This is a genomic window from Streptacidiphilus cavernicola (assembly GCF_042510955.1).
GTDB classification, from domain to species: Bacteria; Actinomycetota; Actinomycetes; order Streptomycetales; family Streptomycetaceae; genus Streptacidiphilus; species Streptacidiphilus cavernicola.
In genome coordinates this window covers 102573-121633 of record NZ_JBHFAB010000012.1, presented here as the reverse complement: position 1 = coordinate 121633, position 19061 = coordinate 102573, and the positions used below count along the sequence as shown (strand labels likewise).

Genomic DNA, 19061 nt, shown 5'->3' with positions numbered 1-19061 from the left:
CCCATGGCGGACTACCTCTCCCCGGGCCAGGTCGTGGAGCGCAGCGGCTTCAGCCTGGACACCCTGCGGTACTACGAACGGATCGGGCTGCTCGACCGGATCGAGCGCGGCCCCGGCGGCCGGCGCCGCTACGCCGACGACGACGTCGAGTGGCTCGCGGTGCTCCGCTGCCTGCGCGACACCGGGATGCCCATCGCGCAGATGAGCCGGTACGCCGAGCTGGCCCGCGGCGGCGACTCCACCCTGGCCGAGCGGCTGGCGCTGCTGGAGGAGCACGACCGGCGGGTCGAGCAGCACATCGCCGACCTGCGGGCGCAGCAGGCGCACGTGCGCGAGAAGATCGGCTGGTACCGGACGGTCACCCCTTCGGCATCGTGATGTGCCGGAGCTTGTCCGGGTTGCGGACCAGCCGGATCGCGGTGATCCCGGTCTCGTCGAGCTCCAGCACCGCCACGTTGTCGGGCACCCCGGCCGAGCCGGTCAGCAGCCCCGGCTGGCCGTTGACGTCGACCCGGTGCACCACGGTGCCCGCGGGCAGCCGGTTCCGGTCCAGCACCCCGAGGATCCACCGGGCCGCCCGGTCCGCCCCGACCACCGGGCGCAGCGCGGCGCGGACCCTGCCGCCGCCGTCCGACCACACGGTGACGTCCGGTGCCAGCAGTTCCATCATCCGGTTCAGGTCGCCGCCGACGCAGGCGGCCAGGAACTCGTCGGTGACCCGGCGGCGCACCTCGGGAACGGCCTCGTAGCGCGGCCGGCGGGTCTGGACGTGGCCGCGGGCCCGGCTGCCGACCTGACGGACCGACACCTCGGTGCGCTCCAGCATCCCGGCGATCTCGGCGTAGGAGAACCCGAACGCCTCCCTGAGCACGAACACCGCGCGCTCCAGCGGCGAGAGCGACTCCAGGACCACCAGCACCGCCAGCGAGACGTCCTCGGCCCGCTCCAGCACGCCGCCGGCGTCCGGGGCGGTCACCACCGGCTCCGGCAGCCAGCTGCCGATGTACGACTCGCGCTGCACCGCGGCCGAGGAGAGCCGGTTCAGCGCGAGGTTGGTGACCGTGCGGGCCAGGTAGGCGCGGGGCTCGGCGACTCCGTCCGGATCGACGCCGCTCCAGCGGAGCCAGGCGTCCTGGACGATGTCCTCGGCGTCGGCCACGCTGCCGAGCATCCGGTAGGCGATGCCGAACAGCACCGGGCGGTGTTCCTGGAACAGGGCGAGGGCGTCAGCGGTCACGCCGGAAAACTATCGCAACGGCAGCGCCCCCGAGGGCCGGGCGGCCTTCGGGGGCGCTGCGGTGACGGTCCGTCAGGCGAGCAGGGCCTCGATCACGCCGGTGTGCGCCGCGCGGATCTCCGCCAGCGGCAGGGTGAACTGCCCCTGCACCTCGATCACATCGCCGTCCACCACGCCGATCCGGGCCGCCGGGAGGCCGCGGACGCCGCACATCTCGGTGAACCGCAGCTCCTCGCTGCGCGGGACGGCCACGATGGCGCGGCCCGCCGACTCGGAGAACAGGAACACGAATGGGTCCTGGCCGTCCGGGACCACGATCCGGGCGCCCTGGCCGCCACGCAGGCAGCTCTCGGCGAGGGCCTGGACCAGGCCGCCGTCGGAGAGGTCGTGCGCCGCGTCGATCATGCCGTCGCGGGAGCCGGAGATCAGGATCTCGGCGAGCAGCCGCTCCCGCTCCAGGTCCAGCTTCGGCGGCAGGCCGCCGAGGTGGTCGTGCGCGACCTGGGACCAGGCCGAGCCGCCCAGCTCGTCCGCGGTGTCGCCGAGCAGGTAGACCAGCTGGCCCTCCTCCGCGAACGCGATCGGGGTACGGCGGTTGACATCGTCGATCACGCCGAGCACCGCGACCACCGGGGTGGGGTGGATCGCGACGTCGCCGGTCTGGTTGTAGAGCGAGACGTTCCCGCCGGTCACCGGGGTGCCCAGGACCAGGCAGGCGTCGGCCAGGCCGCGGGTGGCCTCGGCGAACTGCCACATCACGTCCGGGTCCTCGGGGGAGCCGAAGTTGAGGCAGTCCGAGATCGCCAGCGGCTTGGCGCCGGTCGCGGCGACATTGCGGTACGCCTCGGCCAGGGCCAGCTGCGCGCCGGTGTACGGGTCGAGCTTGGCGAAGCGGCCGTTGCCGTCGGTGGCGACGGCGACCCCGAGGTTGGTCTCCTCGTCGATCCGGATCATGCCCGAGTCCTCGGGGGTGGCCAGGACCGTGTTGCCGAGCACGTAGCGGTCGTACTGGCTGGTCACCCAGGACTTGTCGGCCTGGTTCGGCGAGCCGACCAACTGCAGGACCGCGGAACGGAGTTCGTCACCCGAGGCGGGGCGCTTCAGCCGCTCCGCGGTGGGCGCGTCGGCCTGCAGCGCGTCCTGCCAGGACGGCCGGGCGAACGGGCGCTGGTAGGTCGGGCCGTCGTGGGCGACGCTGCGCGGCGGCACGTCCACGATCTGCTCGCCGTGCCAGAAGATCTCCAGCCGCTCGCCCTCGGTCACCTCTCCGATGACGGTGGCGATGACGTCCCACTTCTCGCAGATCTCCAGGAAGCGGTCGACCTTGCCCGGCTCGACGATGGCGCACATCCGCTCCTGCGACTCGCTCATGAGGATCTCCTCGGGCGAGAGCGTGGCGTCGCGCAGCGGGACGGTGTCCAGCTCGACCCGCATGCCGCCGGAACCGGCCGAGGCCAGCTCGCTGGTGGCGCAGGAGAGACCGGCCCCGCCGAGGTCCTGGATGCCCAGGACCAGCTTCTCCTTGAAGATCTCCAGGGTGCACTCGATCAGCAGCTTCTCCTGGAACGGGTCGCCGACCTGCACCGCGGGGCGCTTGGCCGGACCGGTCGAGTCGAAGGTCTCGGAGGCCAGCACGGAGACGCCGCCGATGCCGTCGCCGCCGGTCCGCGCCCCGTACAGGATGACCTTGTTGCCGGCGCCCGAGGCCTGCGCGAGGTGGATGTCCTCGTGCTTCATCACGCCCACGCAGAGCGCGTTGACCAGCGGGTTGCCCTGGTAGCAGGGGTCGAAGACGACCTCGCCGCCGATGTTCGGCAGGCCCAGGCAGTTGCCGTAGCCGCCGACGCCCGCGACGATCCCGGGCAGCACCCGGCGGGTGTCCGGGTGGTCCGGGGCGCCGAAGCGCAGCGGGTCCATCACCGCGACCGGGCGGGCGCCCATGGCCAGGATGTCGCGGACGATGCCGCCGATCCCGGTGGCCGCGCCCTGGTAGGGCTCGATGTAGGACGGGTGGTTGTGCGACTCGATCTTGAAGGTGACCGCGTAGCCCTGGCCGACGTCGACCACGCCGGCGTTCTCGCCGATGCCGACCAGCAGCGCGTCGGTGGCCGGCTTCTTGTCGCCGAACTGCTTGAGGTGCACCTTGCTCGACTTGTACGAGCAGTGCTCGGACCACATCACCGAGTACATGGCCAGCTCGGCGCCGGTGGGGCGGCGGCCGAGGATGTCGCGGATCCTCGCGTACTCGTCGGCCTTGAGGCCGAGTTCGGCCCAGGGCTGCTCGGAGTCCGGGGTCCCGGTCGCGTGCTTGACAGTGTCGAGGGACATCAGGCGTTCACCAACTGCTTGAGGATCGACGCGAAGAAGCCGAGGCCCTCGGTGCTGGGCCCGGTCAGCGGCTCCACCGCGTGCTCGGGGTGCGGCATCAGGCCGACGACATTGCCCGCGGCGTTGCTGATCCCGGCGATGTCGCGGTAGGAGCCGTTGGGGTTGAGGTCCAGGTAGCGGGCGACGACCCGGCCCTCGGCCTCCAACTCGTCCAGCGTCCGCTCGTCGGCGACGAAACCGCCCTCGCCGTTCTTCAGCGGGACGGTGATCTCCTGGTTCGGCCGGTACGCGTTGGTCCAGGCCGAGCTGGTGTTCTCGATCCGCAGCCGCTGGTCCCGGCAGACGAAGTGCAGGCTGTCGTTGCGGGTCAGCGCGCCCGGCAGCAGGTGCGACTCGCAGAGGATCTGGAAGCCGTTGCAGATGCCCAGGACCGGGAGCCCGCCCCTGGCCTGCTCGATGACCGTCTCCATCACCGGCGAGAACCGGGAGATCGCGCCGCAGCGCAGGTAGTCGCCGTAGGAGAAGCCGCCCGGCAGCACCACGGCGTCGACCTGGTGCAGGTCCTGGTCGCGGTGCCAGAGCGCGACCGGCTCGGCGCCGGCCAGCCGCACCGCGCGCTGCGCGTCGCGGTCGTCGAGGGAGCCGGGGAAGGTGACGACGCCGATGCGTGCGGTCACTTCTCCTCCACCCTCACGGTGAAGTCCTCGATCACGGTGTTGGCGAGGAAGGTCTCGGCGGCCTCGCGGATGCGGGCCAGGGCGGCGTCGTCGACCGGCCCCTCCAGCTCCAACTCGAAGCGCTTGCCCTGGCGGACGTCCGCGATCCCGGCGAAACCGAGGCGCGGCAGCGCACGCTGCACCGCCTGGCCCTGCGGGTCGAGGATCTCCGGCTTGAGCATGACGTCGACAACGACGCGTGCCACGGGTACTCCCGGTGATGTCTGGTGCGGGGGAACGGGGCGTCGCCCCCGACCACTCTACTGGGGGAAGCGGGAGGCCCTGGATGATCGCACGGTGCAACGCGCGTAGAACAGGGGTGACGTGCGGAGGTTCACACAACTGGCTACCGGCGGGTACGGCGGCAAATCATGTCGGAAATTGCCTCATTCGCCGCATTCCGATGGTTTCCCTCCGGTGACGGCAAGGTCTCGAACCGACACGGAATAGCAGGTCGAAAAACTTGCCTCTTCGATTTTGGGTCCCTTTGGGGGCAGAATGGCGGGCACCGGTCGCAGTCGAGACGCGCTTCCGGCAGAACAGGTGGCTCCACACCCTCGTGGATGTCCACAATGTACCTCCGACCTGCGGGTTTAAGCCGATGTCAGCACATCGGCGAAATCCGAGAGGATTGGCTTCCATGGCTCAGCGCGTAGTGGTGACCCTCTCCGACGACATCGACGGTGGGACGGCCGAAGAAACCGTTCACTTCGCTGTGGACGGGAAGTCGTACGAGATCGACCTGTCCGCCCGAAACGCGGAAAAGCTGCGTGATCTGCTCGCTCCTTACGTGGCGGCCGGTCGTCGGCAGGCCCGGAGCGGCAAGGCGCTGCGGCGCACCGAGATCGCCCCCGACCCGGCGACGGTCCGCGCCTGGGCGCAGTCGCGCGGCATCGACCTGCCCGCGCGGGGCCGGCTGCCCAAGCACGTCTACGAGGCCTTCGAGGAGGCGAGCTGAGCCGAGCCGAGCCGACGGCCCATCAGTTTCGGACAAAGTGGACTTTCGCGGACGTTCCTCGCTAAACACCCATCCTCGTGGATCAGCCCCGATCCATGGGCTAGTGTTCTCTTCAGCGGAACACGCCGGAGACGCAAGCCGAAAGGCCCAGGTCAACGGGGTGGGCTCGCAGGTGTAGCTCAGTAGTAGAGCGCTCCCCTTCCAGGGGAGAGGCACAGTGTGCAATCCCTGTCACCTGCTCGATCTCGACCGCCGAAAAGCTGGCGCAAGCCGCGATTCGGATCAGGTAGAGTAGTCAGCGCCGGACACGGTGCGACGCCATGCGGATGTGGCTCAGTGGTAGAGCATCACCTTGCCAAGGTGAGGGTCGCGGGTTCGAATCCCGTCATCCGCTCCAGCCTGAAGGGGCGAACTCGAAAGAGTTCGCCCCTTCAGTGTTTTCACCGCTTGCCCGTCAATCGCTCTGCCCGTCAACCGCCCTGTCCTGCCCCATCAGGCCGACGGGGCAGGACAGTTACGGGTCAGGCCCAGTTCTGGCCGGTGAGGCGCTCGTACGCCTCGACGTACTTGGCGCGGCTCTGCGCGATGATCTCCTCCGGCAGCGCCGGCGGCGGCTGCTCCGAGTGGCGGTCCCAGCCGGAGGCCGACGAGGCCAGCCAGTCCCGGATGAACTGCTTGTCGAAGGAGTGCTGCGGACGACCCGGCTCCCAGTCGTCGGCCGGCCAGAAGCGGGACGAGTCCGGAGTCAGCACCTCGTCGCCGATGACGAGTTCGCCGTCGGCGAGGCCGAACTCGAACTTGGTGTCGGCCAGGATGATCCCGCGGTCCCTGGCGATGTCGCGGGCCCGCCCGTACACGGCCAGGGTGGTCTGCCGCAGCTGGGCCGCGGTGTCGGCGCCGACCCGGCGGGCGATCTCCTCGTACGGGACGTTCTCGTCGTGCTCGCCGACCTCGGCCTTGAGTGCCGGGGTGAAGATCGGCGCGGGCAGCTCCGAGCCGTCGACCAGGCCCTCGGGGAGGGCGATCCCGCAGACCGTCCGGTGCTGGTCGTACTCCAGCAGGCCGGAGCCGGTCAGGTAGCCGCGGGCGACGCACTCGACCGGCAGCATCTCCAGGCTGCGGCAGACCAGCGTGCGGCCGGCCCAGTCGGCCGGGGCCCCGGCCGGGACCTCGGTCGAGAGGACGTGGTTCGGCACCAGGTCGGCCAGCCGGTCGAACCACCACAGCGAGAGCTGGGTGAGGATGCGGCCCTTGTCCGGGATCACCGTGGGCAGCACCCAGTCGAAGGCCGAGGTGCGGTCGCTGGCCACCATGACCAGCTCGCCCGCGTCGTTCCGGTAGAGGTCGCGGACCTTCCCGGTGTGCAGATGGATCAGGCCGGGCACCTGCACCGGCTGAGGCTTCTCGACGAATCCGCTCAAGACATGTCCCTCGAATGGCTGGGGTGGGGTGGCCGACCTGAGTCTTTCACAGCGGTTCGCGGGGGGATCCCGGTCAGTGCGCCCCGCTGATCAGTGCACCTTGCAGATGCGATCCAGCAGGTTGGCGGTGGCGCGCTGGATCCGCTGGTCGGTGTGGCCGGGCCGGTCCAGCGCGGGCGACCAGGCGAAGGTGCCGCTGGCGAAGACGTACGCGCCGCCGGGGGCCCGGTAGAGCGAGGTCTCCTGGTGCCGGGGCACCCCCCTGGCGTCCTTGTAGGGGGAGTGCGCCAGCAGCGTGCGCTCGGTGTACGCGGGCAGGGCGACCCGGGGGAAGTAGCGGTCGGACTCCCCCGCGACCAGGCCGGGGACCGGGTCGCCGTCGTGCAGGCCGGTGCCCTCCCAGAGCCAGTGGTGGGTGTTGCGGACCAGCATCGGCACCGGCTCGGGCACCCGGCCCGCGTACTGGATGCCCAGCAGGTGCTGCTCCGGGCGGCCCAGGTCGCGCCACAGCACCGATCCGGACCCGGCGCCGCCGGGTCCGCCGGGGTCGGCGGAGTACTGGCGCTTGCGGCAGGTCAGCAGCCGGTCCGGCTCACCGGTGGCCCCCGGATCCAGCTCGACCTGCCAGTACATGGTGTTGGCGCTGAGGAAGACCAGCGAGGTGCCGCTGTCCCTGGCCTCCTCGACCGCGCTGCGCATCGGGGCGGACCAGTACTCGTCGTGGCCGGGGAAGACCAGGCCGCGGTAGCGGGTCGGGTCGATTCGCCCGGCGTGCAGGTCGGTGGCGTTGGCGTAGGCCAGGTCGTAGCCGTAGCGCTCGGCCCAGCGGATGAAGTCGTAGGCGTGGCCGATGTGCAGCGGCAGTCCGGCCCCGGCGTACGGGCGGTCGAAGGACACCGTGGTCGCCGCCCCCTCCTCGCCCAGCAGCTCGCCCTGCCCGTTCCAGGCGTGGTAGAGGCTGGCGCCGGTGCGGCCGTCCTCCGGGTAGAGGTTGTAGGCCTGCCAGGTCACGTCCGGGAGCAGCAGCAGCAGGTCGGCCGCCTTGTCCGCACGGACGGTGAACGGGATGTGGCTGCGGTGCCGGTGGTCGGCGGTGGTGAGCACCGCGACATACGCGCCGGGGCTCCAGTGCGGCGGGATCTGCAGCCGCCAGGACATCCACCAGTGGTGGCAGGAGACGGTCTTGCCGGCCACCATCGGGGCGGGCTGGATCAGCCCGGAGACCCGCGGGCTGGCGTCCACGTGGCGTGCGCCCGCACCGCCGTAGTGGCCGATCCGGTAGACGTCGACGGTGAACTCCTGGCCGGCGCCCACGCTGACCCGCAGGTCGAGCGAGCCGCCCAGGTCGGCGGCCCCGGCGGCGAAGCCCTTGATCTGGCCGCCGACGTCGTCGGAGGTACGGGGGCGGCCGAGGGCGGGGCGCTGCTCCGCCTCGGGCGTGGACCGGGCCCGGGGGAGCAGGCCCTGCGCCTGGCCGAGGTCGACGTACCAGGGGACCATCAGTCCGGTGTCGTCGAAGTACTGGTCCGTGCCGCGCAGCCAGGGCAGCGGTCCCTGGCCGAACGGGTCGGTGACGCCGTGTGCGAGTGCTCCCGACTCCCAGCGGCGGATGTGCTCCGCGCTCACGCTCCGCTCCCCCTGCCTGCCCTGTGCGCCTGCCGCTGTCACCGGGTGCGGCAGCGTGGGTCGTTGGTGCGGTTGGACTGTCCTGAGGGACTCTCGGGTCCCGTGGTGCCCACGTGGTGACGGAGCGTCACCCTGTGCGATCGTCAACTCACCGCGTGTACACCCATCGTACGTGCTGACGACCTGTCATCGTCAGGGCAGGCGCACCGGCTTCTCCACCCTGATGCCGATGTCGTCCAGCCAGGCCCGCAGCGGTTCGTCGTCGCCGTGGTCCACCGCGAGCGAGACCGGGGCGGCCAGGTCGGACCTGCGCACCCCGCCCACCAGCAGCACCGGGCCGTCCAGCCAGTCGAGGCCGGCCCGCGCCGCGCCGCAGTCCACCGCGGCGCAGCTGACCAGCGCGGTCAGGTGCTCGGCGAGCAGGTCGCGGCCGGTGCGCGGGGGCTGCAGCTGGAACTCGGGGGCGGCAGCCGCGGCACGGAGCCGACGGCTGGTCAGCTCGCTCGCCAGCTCCTCGGCGGCGCCGTCGCGGAGCCGCCGCAGCAGCCGGTCGATCGGGCCGTCGTGGCTGTCCTGGCCGTCCGGCGGCAGCAGGCCGACCAGCTCGTCGGACTGGGCCCGCCAGATCCGCTCCACCACCTCGACCGGGTAGTCGGCCCAGTCCACCGGCGCCCAGCGCTCGGTCGGGTCGGCGCCCGCACCGGCTCGGCCCCGGTCGGTGCGGTCCGGGTCGGCGCCGTGGAACAGCCGGGCGGCGAGCAGCGAGACCGCCTCGTCGATCCGGCCCGGCTCCTCCAGCAGGTCGCAGGCCGGGCGCTCGCCGAGGCGGCTCTCGAAGCCCTCGGCCAGCCGGTCGCGGCGGGACAGCTCGGTCAGCGCGGAGACCACCCCGGCGTCCAGCCGTCCGGGCCAGCGGCCGATCCGCCAGGCCGGCAGGGCGACCCGGGTGAGCAGCCGGTCCCAGCCCGCGTAGGCCAGGCCGACCTGCTCCTGGGCGGCGATCCGCAGCCCGTAGTCGACCTGCCTGGCCTGCTCGGAGGCCCAGCTGGCGACGGCGCGCTCCATCTCCGCGGCGTGCCCGCGGCAGCGCCGCAGCAGCAGCCCGGCCACCCGTCCCAGCAGCGCGGAGCCGGGTCGGCGCCAGGCCGGGGCGGCGGCGGTCCGGTCCGCGGCGAGGCCGAGCACGGCGTCCAGGGCCCGGACGAAGCGGCGGGCCTCGGCTATGTCGGGGTCGGCGGAGCAGGCCGTCCCGGCGACCACGGGGGCGAGCAGGGCCCGCAGTTCGGCGACCCGCATCCACCACATGAACGGGGAGCCGACCACCAGCGTCGGCGCGGGCGGCGCGGCGCGGTCCCGGCCGAGCGCGTCGGCGTGCGCCCGGCCGGGGGCGACGGGCGCGGCCTCAGCCGCCGGGGTGCCGGGGAGCGGGTCCTCCAGCCAGCTGTCGCAGTCCGGGGTGAGCGCGATCCGGGCCGGCGCGGGCACGTCCATCCGCTCGGCCAGGTCACGGACCATGCGGTAGAGCTCGGGGGCGGCGGACTCCGCGATCGGGACGGCCGGGACCTGGGGCAGCGTCACCCGGCGCAGCAGCAGCCCGAAGCCGAGCACCCCGAGCAGCACCAGCACGGCGACCGCGGAGACCGCCCAGCGGGCGGCGTCCCAGCCGGGGGCGTCGGCGGAGCCGGACGCGCCGAGGTGTCCGGTGAGCCCGCCCGCGACCAGCACCGCGGCGGCGGCCGTCGGCAGCGCGGCGACCGCGAGGGCCGCGCCGCGAACGCGCAGCACCGCCTGGGCGCGCTGCCGCGCCGCTTCGCCTCCGGCCATGTCCGGTCACCCCCAACCACGACTCGACGGACCCCACGGATGCCCGCTCGTCCGTCCACAGTGACGACGAGCGACCAGGCCGTGACGTTCCAGGAACGGTCCCGAACCACTCGGATAAGTGATTCCCGCTGACCGCAGCCTCCCCCTTGCGCGCGCCAGCGGCACCCCGGGCCGAGGCCCCGGGCGCTCCGGTCCTGCGCACCATACGGCCGGACACGGCCGCACGTCAGCCGGATGAGGTTCCCTTCACCCGAACGGTTGGGAGCTTGCACCTGTTGCCGTCGACTGGCACACCCGCGGGGCCGACCTGGGGTATTGGGCCTGCCGGGTGGTACGCGGCCGGGCGGTGGGCCGGCGGCCGTGGGCTGCCGGTCGGTCGGGCTGCCGGTGCCTCAGAGCCCGGCGGCGATGTCGCCGCGGTGGTGCGAGCCCTTCAGCTCGATCCGGGACGCGGCGGCGTAGGCGCGCTCCCGGGCCTGCGGGATGTCCCGGCCGGTCGCGGTGACCGAGAGCACCCGGCCCCCGGCGCTGAGCACGGTCCCGTCCTCCGCCGCCGCGGTCCCGGCGTGCAGCACGTAGGCGGTGCCGTCCTCGGCCTCCGCCTCGGCCAGGCCGGTGATCGGGTCGCCGCTGCGCGGGGACTCCGGGTAGCCCTCGGCGGCGATCACCACGGTCACCGCGGACCCGTCGCGCCAGCGCAGGTCGGGGAAGTCGGCCAGCCGCCCGGTGGCGGCGGCGTACAGCAGCCCGTTCAGCGGGGTCTTCAGCCGGGCCAGCACGACCTGGGTCTCCGGGTCGCCGAAGCGGGCGTTGAACTCGATCACCCGGACCCCGCGCGAGGTGATCGCCAGACCGGCGTAGAGCAGCCCGGAGAAGGGGGTTCCGCGGCGGCGCAGCTCGTCCACGGTGGGCTGGAGCACGGTCTCCATGACCTCGTCCACCAGCTTGGGGTCGGCCCACGGCAGCGGGGAGTACGCGCCCATGCCGCCGGTGTTGGGCCCCTCGTCGCCGTCGTAGGCGCGCTTGAAGTCCTGGGCGGGCTGCAGCGGGACCACGGTGCTGCCGTCGGTGACGGCGAACAGGGAGACCTCGGGGCCGTCCAGGAACTCCTCGATGACCACCTGCTCGCAGGAGGCGGCGTGGTCCAGCGCGGCCTGGAGGTCGGCGGTGACCACGACGCCCTTGCCGGCCGCCAGGCCGTCGTCCTTGACCACGTACGGCGGGCCGAAGGCGTCCAGCGCCTCGGCGGCCTCGGCCGCGGTGGTGCAGAGGTAGGAGCGCGCGGTGGGCACGCCCGCGGCGGCCATCACATCCTTGGCGAAGGCCTTGGAGCCCTCCAGCCGGGCCGCCTCGCCGCTCGGCCCGAACACCGGGATGCCGCGGGCCCGTACCGCGTCGGACACCCCGGCCACCAGCGGGGCCTCCGGTCCGACGATCACGAACTCGGCGCCCAGGGCGACCGCGAGCTCGGCCACGGCCGTCCCGTCCAGCGGGTCGACCGGGTGCGTCAGCGCGACCGCGGCGATGCCGGCGTTGCCGGGGGCGCAGTGCAGCCCGGTGACCTCGGGGTCGAGCGAGAGGGCACGGCACAGGGCGTGTTCGCGGGCTCCGCCGCCGATAACAAGGACCTTCACAGGGGTGAGCTTAGTGCCTGCCCCGCGGTGGGCCCGCGACGGTGCCCGGTCAGGTACGCTCCTGCGGGCCACCCACCCGTACGAGTGAGAATGCGCCGCGCCGACCAGGGTGCCTGTCAGGGCTTTCGTTGACGGTTTCGTACCTGAATCCGAGCGGATCGCCCCCATGGTCAGCCATTTGGCGGTAAGAAGTGGTGTTTGGAACCAGGAGGGCTGAAGGCAGTGCTTGTGTCAGTGGCACCTGGGACGATCGAGCCCGATGGGCCGAAGGACAGGGAGTTCCCACGGTGAGCCAGCCCGAAATGCAGCCCGAAGAGAGTCCGTGGAGCACGGACTCCGGAGTCGACGAGCAGGTCAGCCCTGCCCCGGTGCCGAAGCCCGCCGCGTCCGGCGGCCGTGATCTCAGCACCCGTCAGTTCCCGCTCGGGGACTGGGGCGAGCCCGCCGAACGCCTGGAGGAGCTCTACCGCTGGTCCGAGGAGCGCGCGGTCGAGGCGATCGACTGGTACGCCGCGGACCGCCGCTGGAAACGTTTCGGCGCGCGGACGCTGCGCTACCTCGCCGCGGTGACCGGCACGGCCGGGGCGGCGCTGCCGCTGGTCGGACTGACCCACGTCTGGAACGACGCGGCGAGCTGGGGCTACGTCGGGCTGCTGGTGGGCGGCGCCTGCCTGGCCGCCGACCGCGGCTTCGGCCTGACCAGCGGCTGGATGCGGGACGTCAGCACCGGCCAGGCGCTGCAGCGGCGGCTGGAGGCGTTCCAGTTCGACTGGGCCTCGGAGTGCGTGCGCGAGGTGCTCGGCCCGACCGAGGGCACCGCGAGCGAGGCGGCCGAGCGCTGCCTCGGCGTGCTGCGCCGGTTCTGCGAGGACGTCTCGGACATGGTCCGCACCGAGACCTCGGAGTGGATGCTGGAGTTCCGCGCCTCGATGACCCAGCTGCCGACGCAGACCCCGGGCTCCTGGGGTGGCCGGGCCGAGGGCTCGGGCGCGCAGGTCCGGGTGCTGCCGCCGCTGGGCGGCCGTCCGACCATGCCGCGGCAGCGCCCGCCGGAGTCCCCGCTGCGGTAGGCGGGGGCCCGGGTGAGGGGAACAGCTGAGGGGGACGCCGGTGGCGTCCCCCTTCCGCGTGCGTGCTGCGGTGGTGCGGCCCGGCGGCGGTGCGTGCTGCGGTGGTGCGGCCCGGCGGCGGCTCAGGCGAAGACGACCATGGAGCCCTGGCCGAGGGCGCGGATCGTTGCCGCGTGCAGCCCGGTCCAGGCGTGCCGCTCGCGGGCGAACGGGCCGTCGCCGTCGGGCGGCGGGAACGCCGGTCCCTCCAGCGTGGTCGGAGCGACCGGGCGGACCGGCACCGGCGGCAGCTGGTGGTCGATGCCGATCCACGGCGCCACCGCCTCCAGCTCGCGCAGCAGCCCGTGCAGCGAGCCCAGCGGGCCGCCCGCGGCGAGCAGCGCGTCGTCCACGATCGGCTTCTCGAACTCGATCGGGACGTACGCGCCGGCGTGGTCGAAGTGCCAGACCAGGTGCGAGTTCTCGGCGGTGTCCTCGAACATCTCCAGCAGCTGCTCGTAGTCGCCGCCCAGGGCGTCGACCGGGGTGACCGGCAGGTTGGTCAGCTGCAGCAGGTACGCGCGGCGCAGGTAGTGCAGCGACTCGTAGTCGAACGCGGCGATCGGCTCGACGTCCCCGCTGAGCCCCGGCATGTACCGGAACACCGGCACCGGCGGCAGCCCGTGCGCGGCGAGCGAGGCGTTGTAGATCGCCAGATCCTCGGCGAAGGGATTCTCCGGACTGTGGACGAGCACGTCGACGAGCGGGACCAGCCAGATGTCACAGGCCACGGGCACTCCTGGGTGCGGCTGCACCGGTTGGGGCTTGGATCCCACACGATATCCGCCCGGTGGGGCGGGCGTCATGAGGTCCGACAGCAGCCCGGCCGCCGGTCCGGTCAGGCGCTCCCGCGCTGGGCCGGGACCACCGGGAGCACGTCGAACCCCGGCAGCGGGTCGACCGCGGCCTCGCCGCACAGCTCGGCCATCTGCCGCAGCGACTCGCGGTTGTAGGCGATCATCATCCGGTGCACCGCGGCCCGGTCCTTGGCGATCAGCCGCTCGGTCAGCTCCAGGTGCCCGGACCAGCAGTGCGCGCCGAGGTCGGCGCGTCCGCGCAGGTAGGGCGCGGCGAAGATCCAGTACTGGACCCGGAGCCAGTCCAGGTAGCCGGTGAGCTTGCGGTTGCCCACCAGCGCGGCCAGCTCGCCCCAGAACCGCCGGTCGCAGCCGACCAGCACGTCCAGCTGCCCGGTGCGGGCGGCGCGCATCGCCGCATCGGCGCGGCGCTGCAGCGAGGGCATCCGGCTCCAGTCGATCACGCTGAGTCGGCTGCCCAGGGTGCGGAACATCCCGTCCGTGACCAGGGTCCTGGCCTCGACGATGTCGACGAACTCGGACCAGGTGAGCTTGGGCACGGTGAAGCCGCGGTTGTGCTCCATCCACAGCAGTTCCTGTGCGGCCAGGTCGACCAGGGCCTCGCGGACCGGGGTCGCGGACACCCCGTACAGCTCGGCGATCTCCTTGACCGTGAAGTGCGTGCCCGCCGGGAGGCGTCCGGCCATCATCTCGTCGCGGAGCGCGCCGGCCACCTGCTCGCGCAGGCTGCTGCGCTTGACCGAGGCACGGGCGGCGAAGGACGGCGGTCTCGCTTCGGGCGGCACTGCGGTTCCCCTCCCTGGCCCTGGCACGGACTCTCAAGACTACGGCCCCGAACCCGCCGTGACAGGCGGATTTCGGGGCCGTGGCCGGGCGGGGTCGGATCAGACGGTTGATCAGTGGGTGGTTCCGTGGGTGGTTCAGACGGTGTGCGCGTCGGCGAGGGTGAGCACCTCGTCGAGGATCGCCAGACCCTCCTTGACCTCCGCCTCACTGCTGTTGCACGGCGGCACCACGTGCAGCCGGTTCATGTTGACGAACGGCCACAGCCCGCGCTGCTTGCAGGCCGCGGCCAGCTCGCCCATCGGCGCGGCAGCCGCGCCCGCCGCGTTGTACGGGGTCAGCGCCTCGCGGGTGGCGCGGTCCTTGACCAGCTCCAGCGCCCAGAACACACCCAGGCCGCGGACCTCGCCGATGACCGGGTGACGCTCCGCCAGCTCGCGCAGGCCGGGGCCGATCACGTCCTCGCCGAGCCGCTTGGCGTTCTCGACGATGCCCTCCTCGGCCATGGCGTTGACCGTCGCCACCGCGGAGGCGCAGGCCAGCGGGTGCCCGGAGTAGGTGAGGCCGCCGGGGAAGGGGCGCTGGGCGAAGGTCTCGGCGATCGCGCCGCTGATGGCGACGCCGCCGAGCGGGACATAGCCGGAGTTGACGCCCTTGGCGAAGGTCAGCAGGTCCGGGACGACGTCCCAGTGGTCGGCGGCGAACCACTCGCCGGTCCGGCCGAAGCCCGCCATCACCTCGTCCAGGATGAAGACGATGCCGTGCCGGTCGCAGATCTCACGGACCCCGGCCAGGTAGCCGGCCGGCGGGACCAGGATGCCGGCCGTGCCGACGACGGTCTCCAGGATGATCGCGGCGACGGTCTGCGGGCCCTCGAAGGCGATGGTCGCCTCCAGGTGCGCCAGCGCCCGCTCGCACTCCTGCGCCTCGTTCTCGGCGTGGAAGCTGGAGCGGTACGCGTACGGGCCCCAGAAGTGCACGATGCCGGACACGCCGGTCTCGTTGGCCCAGCGGCGCGGGTCGCCGGTCAGCGCGATCGCGTTGGCGGTGGCGCCGTGGTACGAGCGGTAGGTCGACATGACCTTCTGTCGACCCGTGTGCAGCCGGGCCATCCGGATGGCGTTCTCGTTGGCCTCGGCGCCGCCGTTGGTGAAGAAGATCTTGTCCAGGTCACCGGGGGTGCGCTCGGCGATCAGCCGGGCCGCCTCGCTGCGCACGTCCACGGCGAAGGCCGGGGCGAAGGTGCACAGCTTGGCCGCCTGCTCCTGGATCGCGGCGACGACCTTGGGGTGCTGGTGGCCGATGTTGGTGTTCACCAGCTGGGACGAGAAGTCGAGGAAACGGTTGCCCTCGTAGTCCCAGAAGTACGAGCCCTCCGCGCCGGCGACGGCGAGGGGGTCGATCAGGGCCTGCGCGGACCACGAGTGGAAGACGTGGGCACGGTCGGCGGCCTTGACGGCCAGCCCCGCTGCGGAGTCGACAGAGATGCTCATGGCCGCAGCCTACGGAGCAGGGGCTTTGCCCGGCAGCGACAGCCTGTTCGCCGATCCGGGGGGAGGGCTACAGGCTGTCAATCGACTCGACCGACGTGCTCGGCGTGCTGCGGGTCAGGGCCTCGGCACGCTGTCAGGTCGCGCTCGGCATGCTGTAGGTGAGGAAGACGGTCCGCTCGGCGTGGCGGTCGTAGACACCGCGGGCGCGGTAGTTGTTCTCCGCGGTGTTCCAGCGGACCGTGCCCCAGCCCTCCTCGGCGGCGATCCGCGCCAACGCGGCCAGCAGCGCGTCCGCCGCGCCGCTGCCCCGGCGGCCCGGGTCGACGAAGAGGTCGTCCAGGAACCCGGCGGTCCCCCGCAGCGGCGAGTCGTACGCCCGGTAGTGGGCCAGCCCGAACGGCGGCCCGTCCGGCACGTCCCGAACCACCAGGCACCGGGTCCCGCGCGCCGGATCCTGGATCCAGGACCACACCCGGTCGTAGTCGGCCTCCGCGAGTTCCACCCGGTAGAAGGCGGCGTAGCCCGCGAACAGCTCACGCCAGCGCGGGCGGTCCGCGGTCCGGACCGGGTCGATGATCAGATCCGACATGACGGGAGGTCAGCCCTTCGCGAGACGGTCGGTGAGACGAGCCTTGGCCTCCGGCCACTCGTCCGCCAGCAGGGAGAAGTAGACGCTGTCCCGCCAGGAGCCGTCCGGGCGCAGCCGGTGGCGGCGCAGCACGCCCTCGCGCTGCGCGCCGAGGCGGGCGATGGCCTGCTGAGAGCGGATGTTCAGGTGGTCGGTCTTCCACTGCACCCGGCCCATACCGAGGTCCTCGAAGGCGTGGGTGAGCAGCAGCAGCTTCGCCTCGGTGTTCACCGCGGTGCGCCAGACGGCGCGGCCGTACCAGGTCCAGCCGATCTCCAGGCGCTCGTCGACCGGGGCGATGTCCAGGAACGTGGTCCACCCGACGGCCTTTCCCGAGGCGAGGTCGATGACGGCGAACGCGAGCTGGTCGGGCGCGGCGGCGAGGATGCCGTCGGCGATGGCGCGCAGGTCGGCCTCGGTACGCGGGGTGGCGACGGACAGCCAGCGCCACACCTCGTCGTCTCCGCCGCCTGCGGCGAAGAGGTCGGGGACGTGCAGCGGCGTGAGCGGCTCCAGGCGGATGTGACGGCCACGGAGGACGGTGGGAGCGGGGGTCTTGGCGGGCATGACTCGACTCTAGGGAAGCTTTGAACTAAGCGCAATTAATTTCTGCATTAGTGCAAAAGTGGACGGGTGAGGGCGCAGACGTGACGTAAGGCGGGTCGGCCTTCGCCGTTGAGCGGCCTCCACGCCGTCTCGCGCCTCCGGCGCAAAGCAGCCAACTACAGGGGAGCGGGGTCGTGGCTGGGGTCCGTCCCCGGGCAATGGCAAGGGTGGAGGGGAGGTAGGGCCCGAGGCGGGGAGATGCGGGGCGGGGAAATGCCGGGGGTAGGCGACGGCGCCCTGCCCCCGCTCCGCTCCCCCGTAGTCGGCTGCTGTGCGCCGGAGGCGCGAGACGGTGCGATAGCCGCCGGACGGCGAAGGCCGACCCGTCCGACGTTGCGCGGATACGCCGACGGCCCCACTGCCAGGGGGTGCGCGGTGGGGCCGTCGTCCCGCAAAGCTCTGCGGGGTGTCGCGGCGGGGCTACGACAGGAAGGAGCGGATCTGGATGGTCTCGGTCCGGCCGGGGCCGACGCCGATCGCGGAGATCGGCGTGCCGGACATCTCCTCCAGCGCCTTGACGTACGCGCGGGCGTTCTTCGGCAGGTCCTCGAAGGTCTGCGCCTTGGTGATGTCCTCGGACCAGCCCGGCAGGTTCTCGTAGATCGGCGTCGCGTGGTGGAAGTCGGTCTGCGAGTAGGGCAGGTCCTCCACCCGCTTGCCGTCGATCTCGTACGCGACGCAGACCGGGATCTGCTCCCAGCCGGTGAGCACGTCCAGCTTGGTGAGGAAGAAGTCGGTCAGGCCGTTGACCCGGGTCGCGTAGCGGGCGATCGGGGCGTCGAACCAGCCGCAGCGGCGGTCACGGCCGGTGGTCACACCGCGCTCGCCGCCGATCCGGCGCAGCGCGTCGCCGTCCTCGTCCAGCAGCTCGGTCGGGAACGGGCCCGAGCCGACGCGGGTGGTGTAGGCCTTGAGGATGCCGATGACCCGGTCGATCTTCGTCGGGCCGATGCCGGAGCCGGTGCAGGCGCCGCCGGCGGTCGGGTTGGACGAGGTGACGAAGGGGTACGTGCCGTGGTCCACGTCCAGCAGGGTGCCCTGGCCGCCCTCCATCAGCACGACCTTGTCCTCCTCCAGGGCCTTGTTCAGGACCAGGACGGTGTCCGCGACGAACGGGCGCAGCTTCTCCGCGTAGCCGAGGTACTCCTCGACCACGAGGTCCACCGGGACCGCGCGGCGGTTGTAGAGCTTGACCAGGATCTGGTTCTTGTCGTGCAGGGCCGCTTCGACCTTCTGCAGCAGGATGCTCTCGTCGAAGAGGTCCTGGACCCGGATGCCGACGCGGTTGATCTTGTCGGCGTAGGCCGGGCCGATGCCGCGTCCGGTGGTGCCGATCTTGCGCTTGCCCAGGAACCGCTCGGAGACCTTGTCCAGGGTCCGGTGGTAGGGCGTGATCAGGTGCGCGTTTCCGGAGATGAGCAGCTTGGAGGTGTCCACACCGCGGTCCTGCAGACCCACCAGCTCGGAGAACAGCACGCCGGGGTCGATGACCACGCCGTTGCCGATCACCGGTGTGCACGTCGGGCTGAGGATGCCCGAGGGAAGCAGGTGCAGTGCGTACTTCTGATCGCCTACGACCACCGTGTGACCGGCGTTGTTGCCACCCTGGAAGCGGACTACGTAGTCGACCGAGCCACCGAGGAGGTCGGTGGCCTTCCCCTTGCCCTCGTCGCCCCACTGAGCGCCGACCAGCACGAGTGCGGGCACAGGCGTACACCCCTTTCGGGCGGGGCACAACAGACGGCGGAAGGCCGCCGTTCTGGCCCCGGATAGACCAAGCCCCTGGCGCAACAGCGCAAGGGGCTCTTACACCGAGAGATTACCCGAGGAAGGAGCGCGGTGTCGGCTGCACATTCGGCGGAAGACGCTCTGCTGGTGGT

At 72.2% G+C, this 19061-nt stretch carries 17 protein-coding genes and 2 tRNA genes; 5 read left to right on the top strand and 14 right to left on the bottom strand.

The features are described from left to right. Nucleotides 1-3 precede the first annotated feature (3 nt). Nucleotides 4-378: a MerR family transcriptional regulator gene (locus tag ACEZDE_RS17725; RefSeq protein WP_380537257.1), complete on the top strand. Its 375-nt coding sequence runs from the start codon at nucleotides 4-6 to the stop codon at nucleotides 376-378. Here ACEZDE_RS17725 and ACEZDE_RS17720 read toward each other — a convergent pair. The 4 genes from ACEZDE_RS17720 to purS form a co-directional block, all read right to left on the bottom strand. Further along, on the bottom strand, nucleotides 359-1237 hold the full coding sequence (locus ACEZDE_RS17720) for an RNA polymerase sigma-70 factor (protein WP_380537256.1): 879 nt from the start codon (nucleotides 1235-1237) through the stop codon (nucleotides 359-361). The two genes, ACEZDE_RS17725 and ACEZDE_RS17720, sit on opposite strands and share 20 nt — an antisense overlap. Before the next feature lie 72 nt (nucleotides 1238-1309). Further along, on the bottom strand, nucleotides 1310-3565 hold the full coding sequence (purL, locus tag ACEZDE_RS17715) for a phosphoribosylformylglycinamidine synthase subunit PurL (RefSeq protein WP_380537255.1): 2256 nt from the start codon (nucleotides 3563-3565) through the stop codon (nucleotides 1310-1312). Then, complete coding sequence (purQ, locus tag ACEZDE_RS17710; protein ID WP_380537254.1) at nucleotides 3565-4242, bottom strand: phosphoribosylformylglycinamidine synthase subunit PurQ; 678 nt, start codon at nucleotides 4240-4242, stop codon at nucleotides 3565-3567. The genes purL and purQ overlap by 1 nt, the downstream gene beginning before the upstream one ends. Beyond that, entirely contained in the window at nucleotides 4239-4487 is a 249-nt protein-coding gene (gene purS, locus ACEZDE_RS17705; protein WP_380537253.1) for a phosphoribosylformylglycinamidine synthase subunit PurS, read from the bottom strand. Before purS ends, purQ begins: the two co-directional genes overlap by 4 nt. A 434-nt stretch (nucleotides 4488-4921) precedes the next feature. Between purS and ACEZDE_RS17700 the strand changes: the two genes are divergently transcribed. The 3 genes from ACEZDE_RS17700 to ACEZDE_RS17690 all read left to right on the top strand — a co-directional run bounded on the left by ACEZDE_RS17700 (nucleotide 4922) and on the right by ACEZDE_RS17690 (nucleotide 5636). Continuing rightward, nucleotides 4922-5239 carry a histone-like nucleoid-structuring protein Lsr2 gene (locus tag ACEZDE_RS17700; protein WP_380537252.1) on the top strand — a complete coding sequence of 106 codons (318 nt, stop codon included), beginning with the start codon at nucleotides 4922-4924 and terminating at the stop codon, nucleotides 5237-5239. A 168-nt stretch (nucleotides 5240-5407) separates the two neighbouring features. Then, a tRNA-Gly gene (locus ACEZDE_RS17695) sits at nucleotides 5408-5479 on the top strand. Nucleotides 5480-5561: 82 nt separating this feature from the next. Then, nucleotides 5562-5636 (top strand) — tRNA-Gly (locus ACEZDE_RS17690). A gap of 124 nt (nucleotides 5637-5760) precedes the next feature. Here ACEZDE_RS17690 and ACEZDE_RS17685 read toward each other — a convergent pair. The 4 genes from ACEZDE_RS17685 to purD all read right to left on the bottom strand — a co-directional run bounded on the left by ACEZDE_RS17685 (nucleotide 5761) and on the right by purD (nucleotide 11744). Continuing rightward, nucleotides 5761-6660 carry a phosphoribosylaminoimidazolesuccinocarboxamide synthase gene (locus ACEZDE_RS17685; RefSeq protein ID WP_380537251.1) on the bottom strand — a complete coding sequence of 300 codons (900 nt, stop codon included), beginning with the start codon at nucleotides 6658-6660 and terminating at the stop codon, nucleotides 5761-5763. A gap of 90 nt (nucleotides 6661-6750) precedes the next feature. Further along, complete coding sequence (locus tag ACEZDE_RS17680) at nucleotides 6751-8286, bottom strand: N,N-dimethylformamidase beta subunit family domain-containing protein (RefSeq protein ID WP_380537250.1); 1536 nt, start codon at nucleotides 8284-8286, stop codon at nucleotides 6751-6753. A 192-nt stretch (nucleotides 8287-8478) separates the two neighbouring features. Next, on the bottom strand, nucleotides 8479-10110 hold the full coding sequence (locus ACEZDE_RS17675; RefSeq protein ID WP_380537249.1) for a hypothetical protein: 1632 nt from the start codon (nucleotides 10108-10110) through the stop codon (nucleotides 8479-8481). A gap of 392 nt (nucleotides 10111-10502) precedes the next feature. Further along, entirely contained in the window at nucleotides 10503-11744 is a 1242-nt protein-coding gene (purD, locus tag ACEZDE_RS17670) for a phosphoribosylamine--glycine ligase (RefSeq protein WP_380537248.1), read from the bottom strand. A gap of 287 nt (nucleotides 11745-12031) precedes the next feature. On the opposite strand from purD, the gene ACEZDE_RS17665 reads away from it, so the two are divergent. Further along, nucleotides 12032-12814, top strand: a complete 783-nt coding sequence (locus tag ACEZDE_RS17665; RefSeq protein ID WP_380537247.1) for an SLATT domain-containing protein — start codon at nucleotides 12032-12034, stop codon at nucleotides 12812-12814. Nucleotides 12815-12936: 122 nt separating this feature from the next. On the opposite strand, the gene ACEZDE_RS17660 is transcribed toward ACEZDE_RS17665, so the two are convergent. The 6 genes from ACEZDE_RS17660 to ACEZDE_RS17635 form a co-directional block, all read right to left on the bottom strand. After that, the gene (locus ACEZDE_RS17660) at nucleotides 12937-13584 is read right to left on the bottom strand and encodes a hypothetical protein (protein ID WP_380537246.1); all 648 of its coding nucleotides are present in this window, start codon (nucleotides 13582-13584) and stop codon (nucleotides 12937-12939) included. Between the two features lie 107 nt (nucleotides 13585-13691). Then, complete coding sequence (locus ACEZDE_RS17655) at nucleotides 13692-14456, bottom strand: GntR family transcriptional regulator (protein ID WP_380537245.1); 765 nt, start codon at nucleotides 14454-14456, stop codon at nucleotides 13692-13694. Nucleotides 14457-14591: 135 nt separating this feature from the next. Further along, nucleotides 14592-15947 carry an aspartate aminotransferase family protein gene (locus tag ACEZDE_RS17650; protein WP_380537244.1) on the bottom strand — a complete coding sequence of 452 codons (1356 nt, stop codon included), beginning with the start codon at nucleotides 15945-15947 and terminating at the stop codon, nucleotides 14592-14594. 133 nt (nucleotides 15948-16080) lie between these two features. Next, nucleotides 16081-16536: a GNAT family N-acetyltransferase gene (locus ACEZDE_RS17645; RefSeq protein WP_380537243.1), complete on the bottom strand. Its 456-nt coding sequence runs from the start codon at nucleotides 16534-16536 to the stop codon at nucleotides 16081-16083. Between the two features lie 9 nt (nucleotides 16537-16545). Next, nucleotides 16546-17142 carry a GNAT family N-acetyltransferase gene (locus tag ACEZDE_RS17640; RefSeq protein WP_380537242.1) on the bottom strand — a complete coding sequence of 199 codons (597 nt, stop codon included), beginning with the start codon at nucleotides 17140-17142 and terminating at the stop codon, nucleotides 16546-16548. 459 nt (nucleotides 17143-17601) lie between these two features. Then, nucleotides 17602-18888: an adenylosuccinate synthase gene (locus ACEZDE_RS17635; protein ID WP_380537241.1), complete on the bottom strand. Its 1287-nt coding sequence runs from the start codon at nucleotides 18886-18888 to the stop codon at nucleotides 17602-17604. Nucleotides 18889-19061 lie beyond the last annotated feature (173 nt).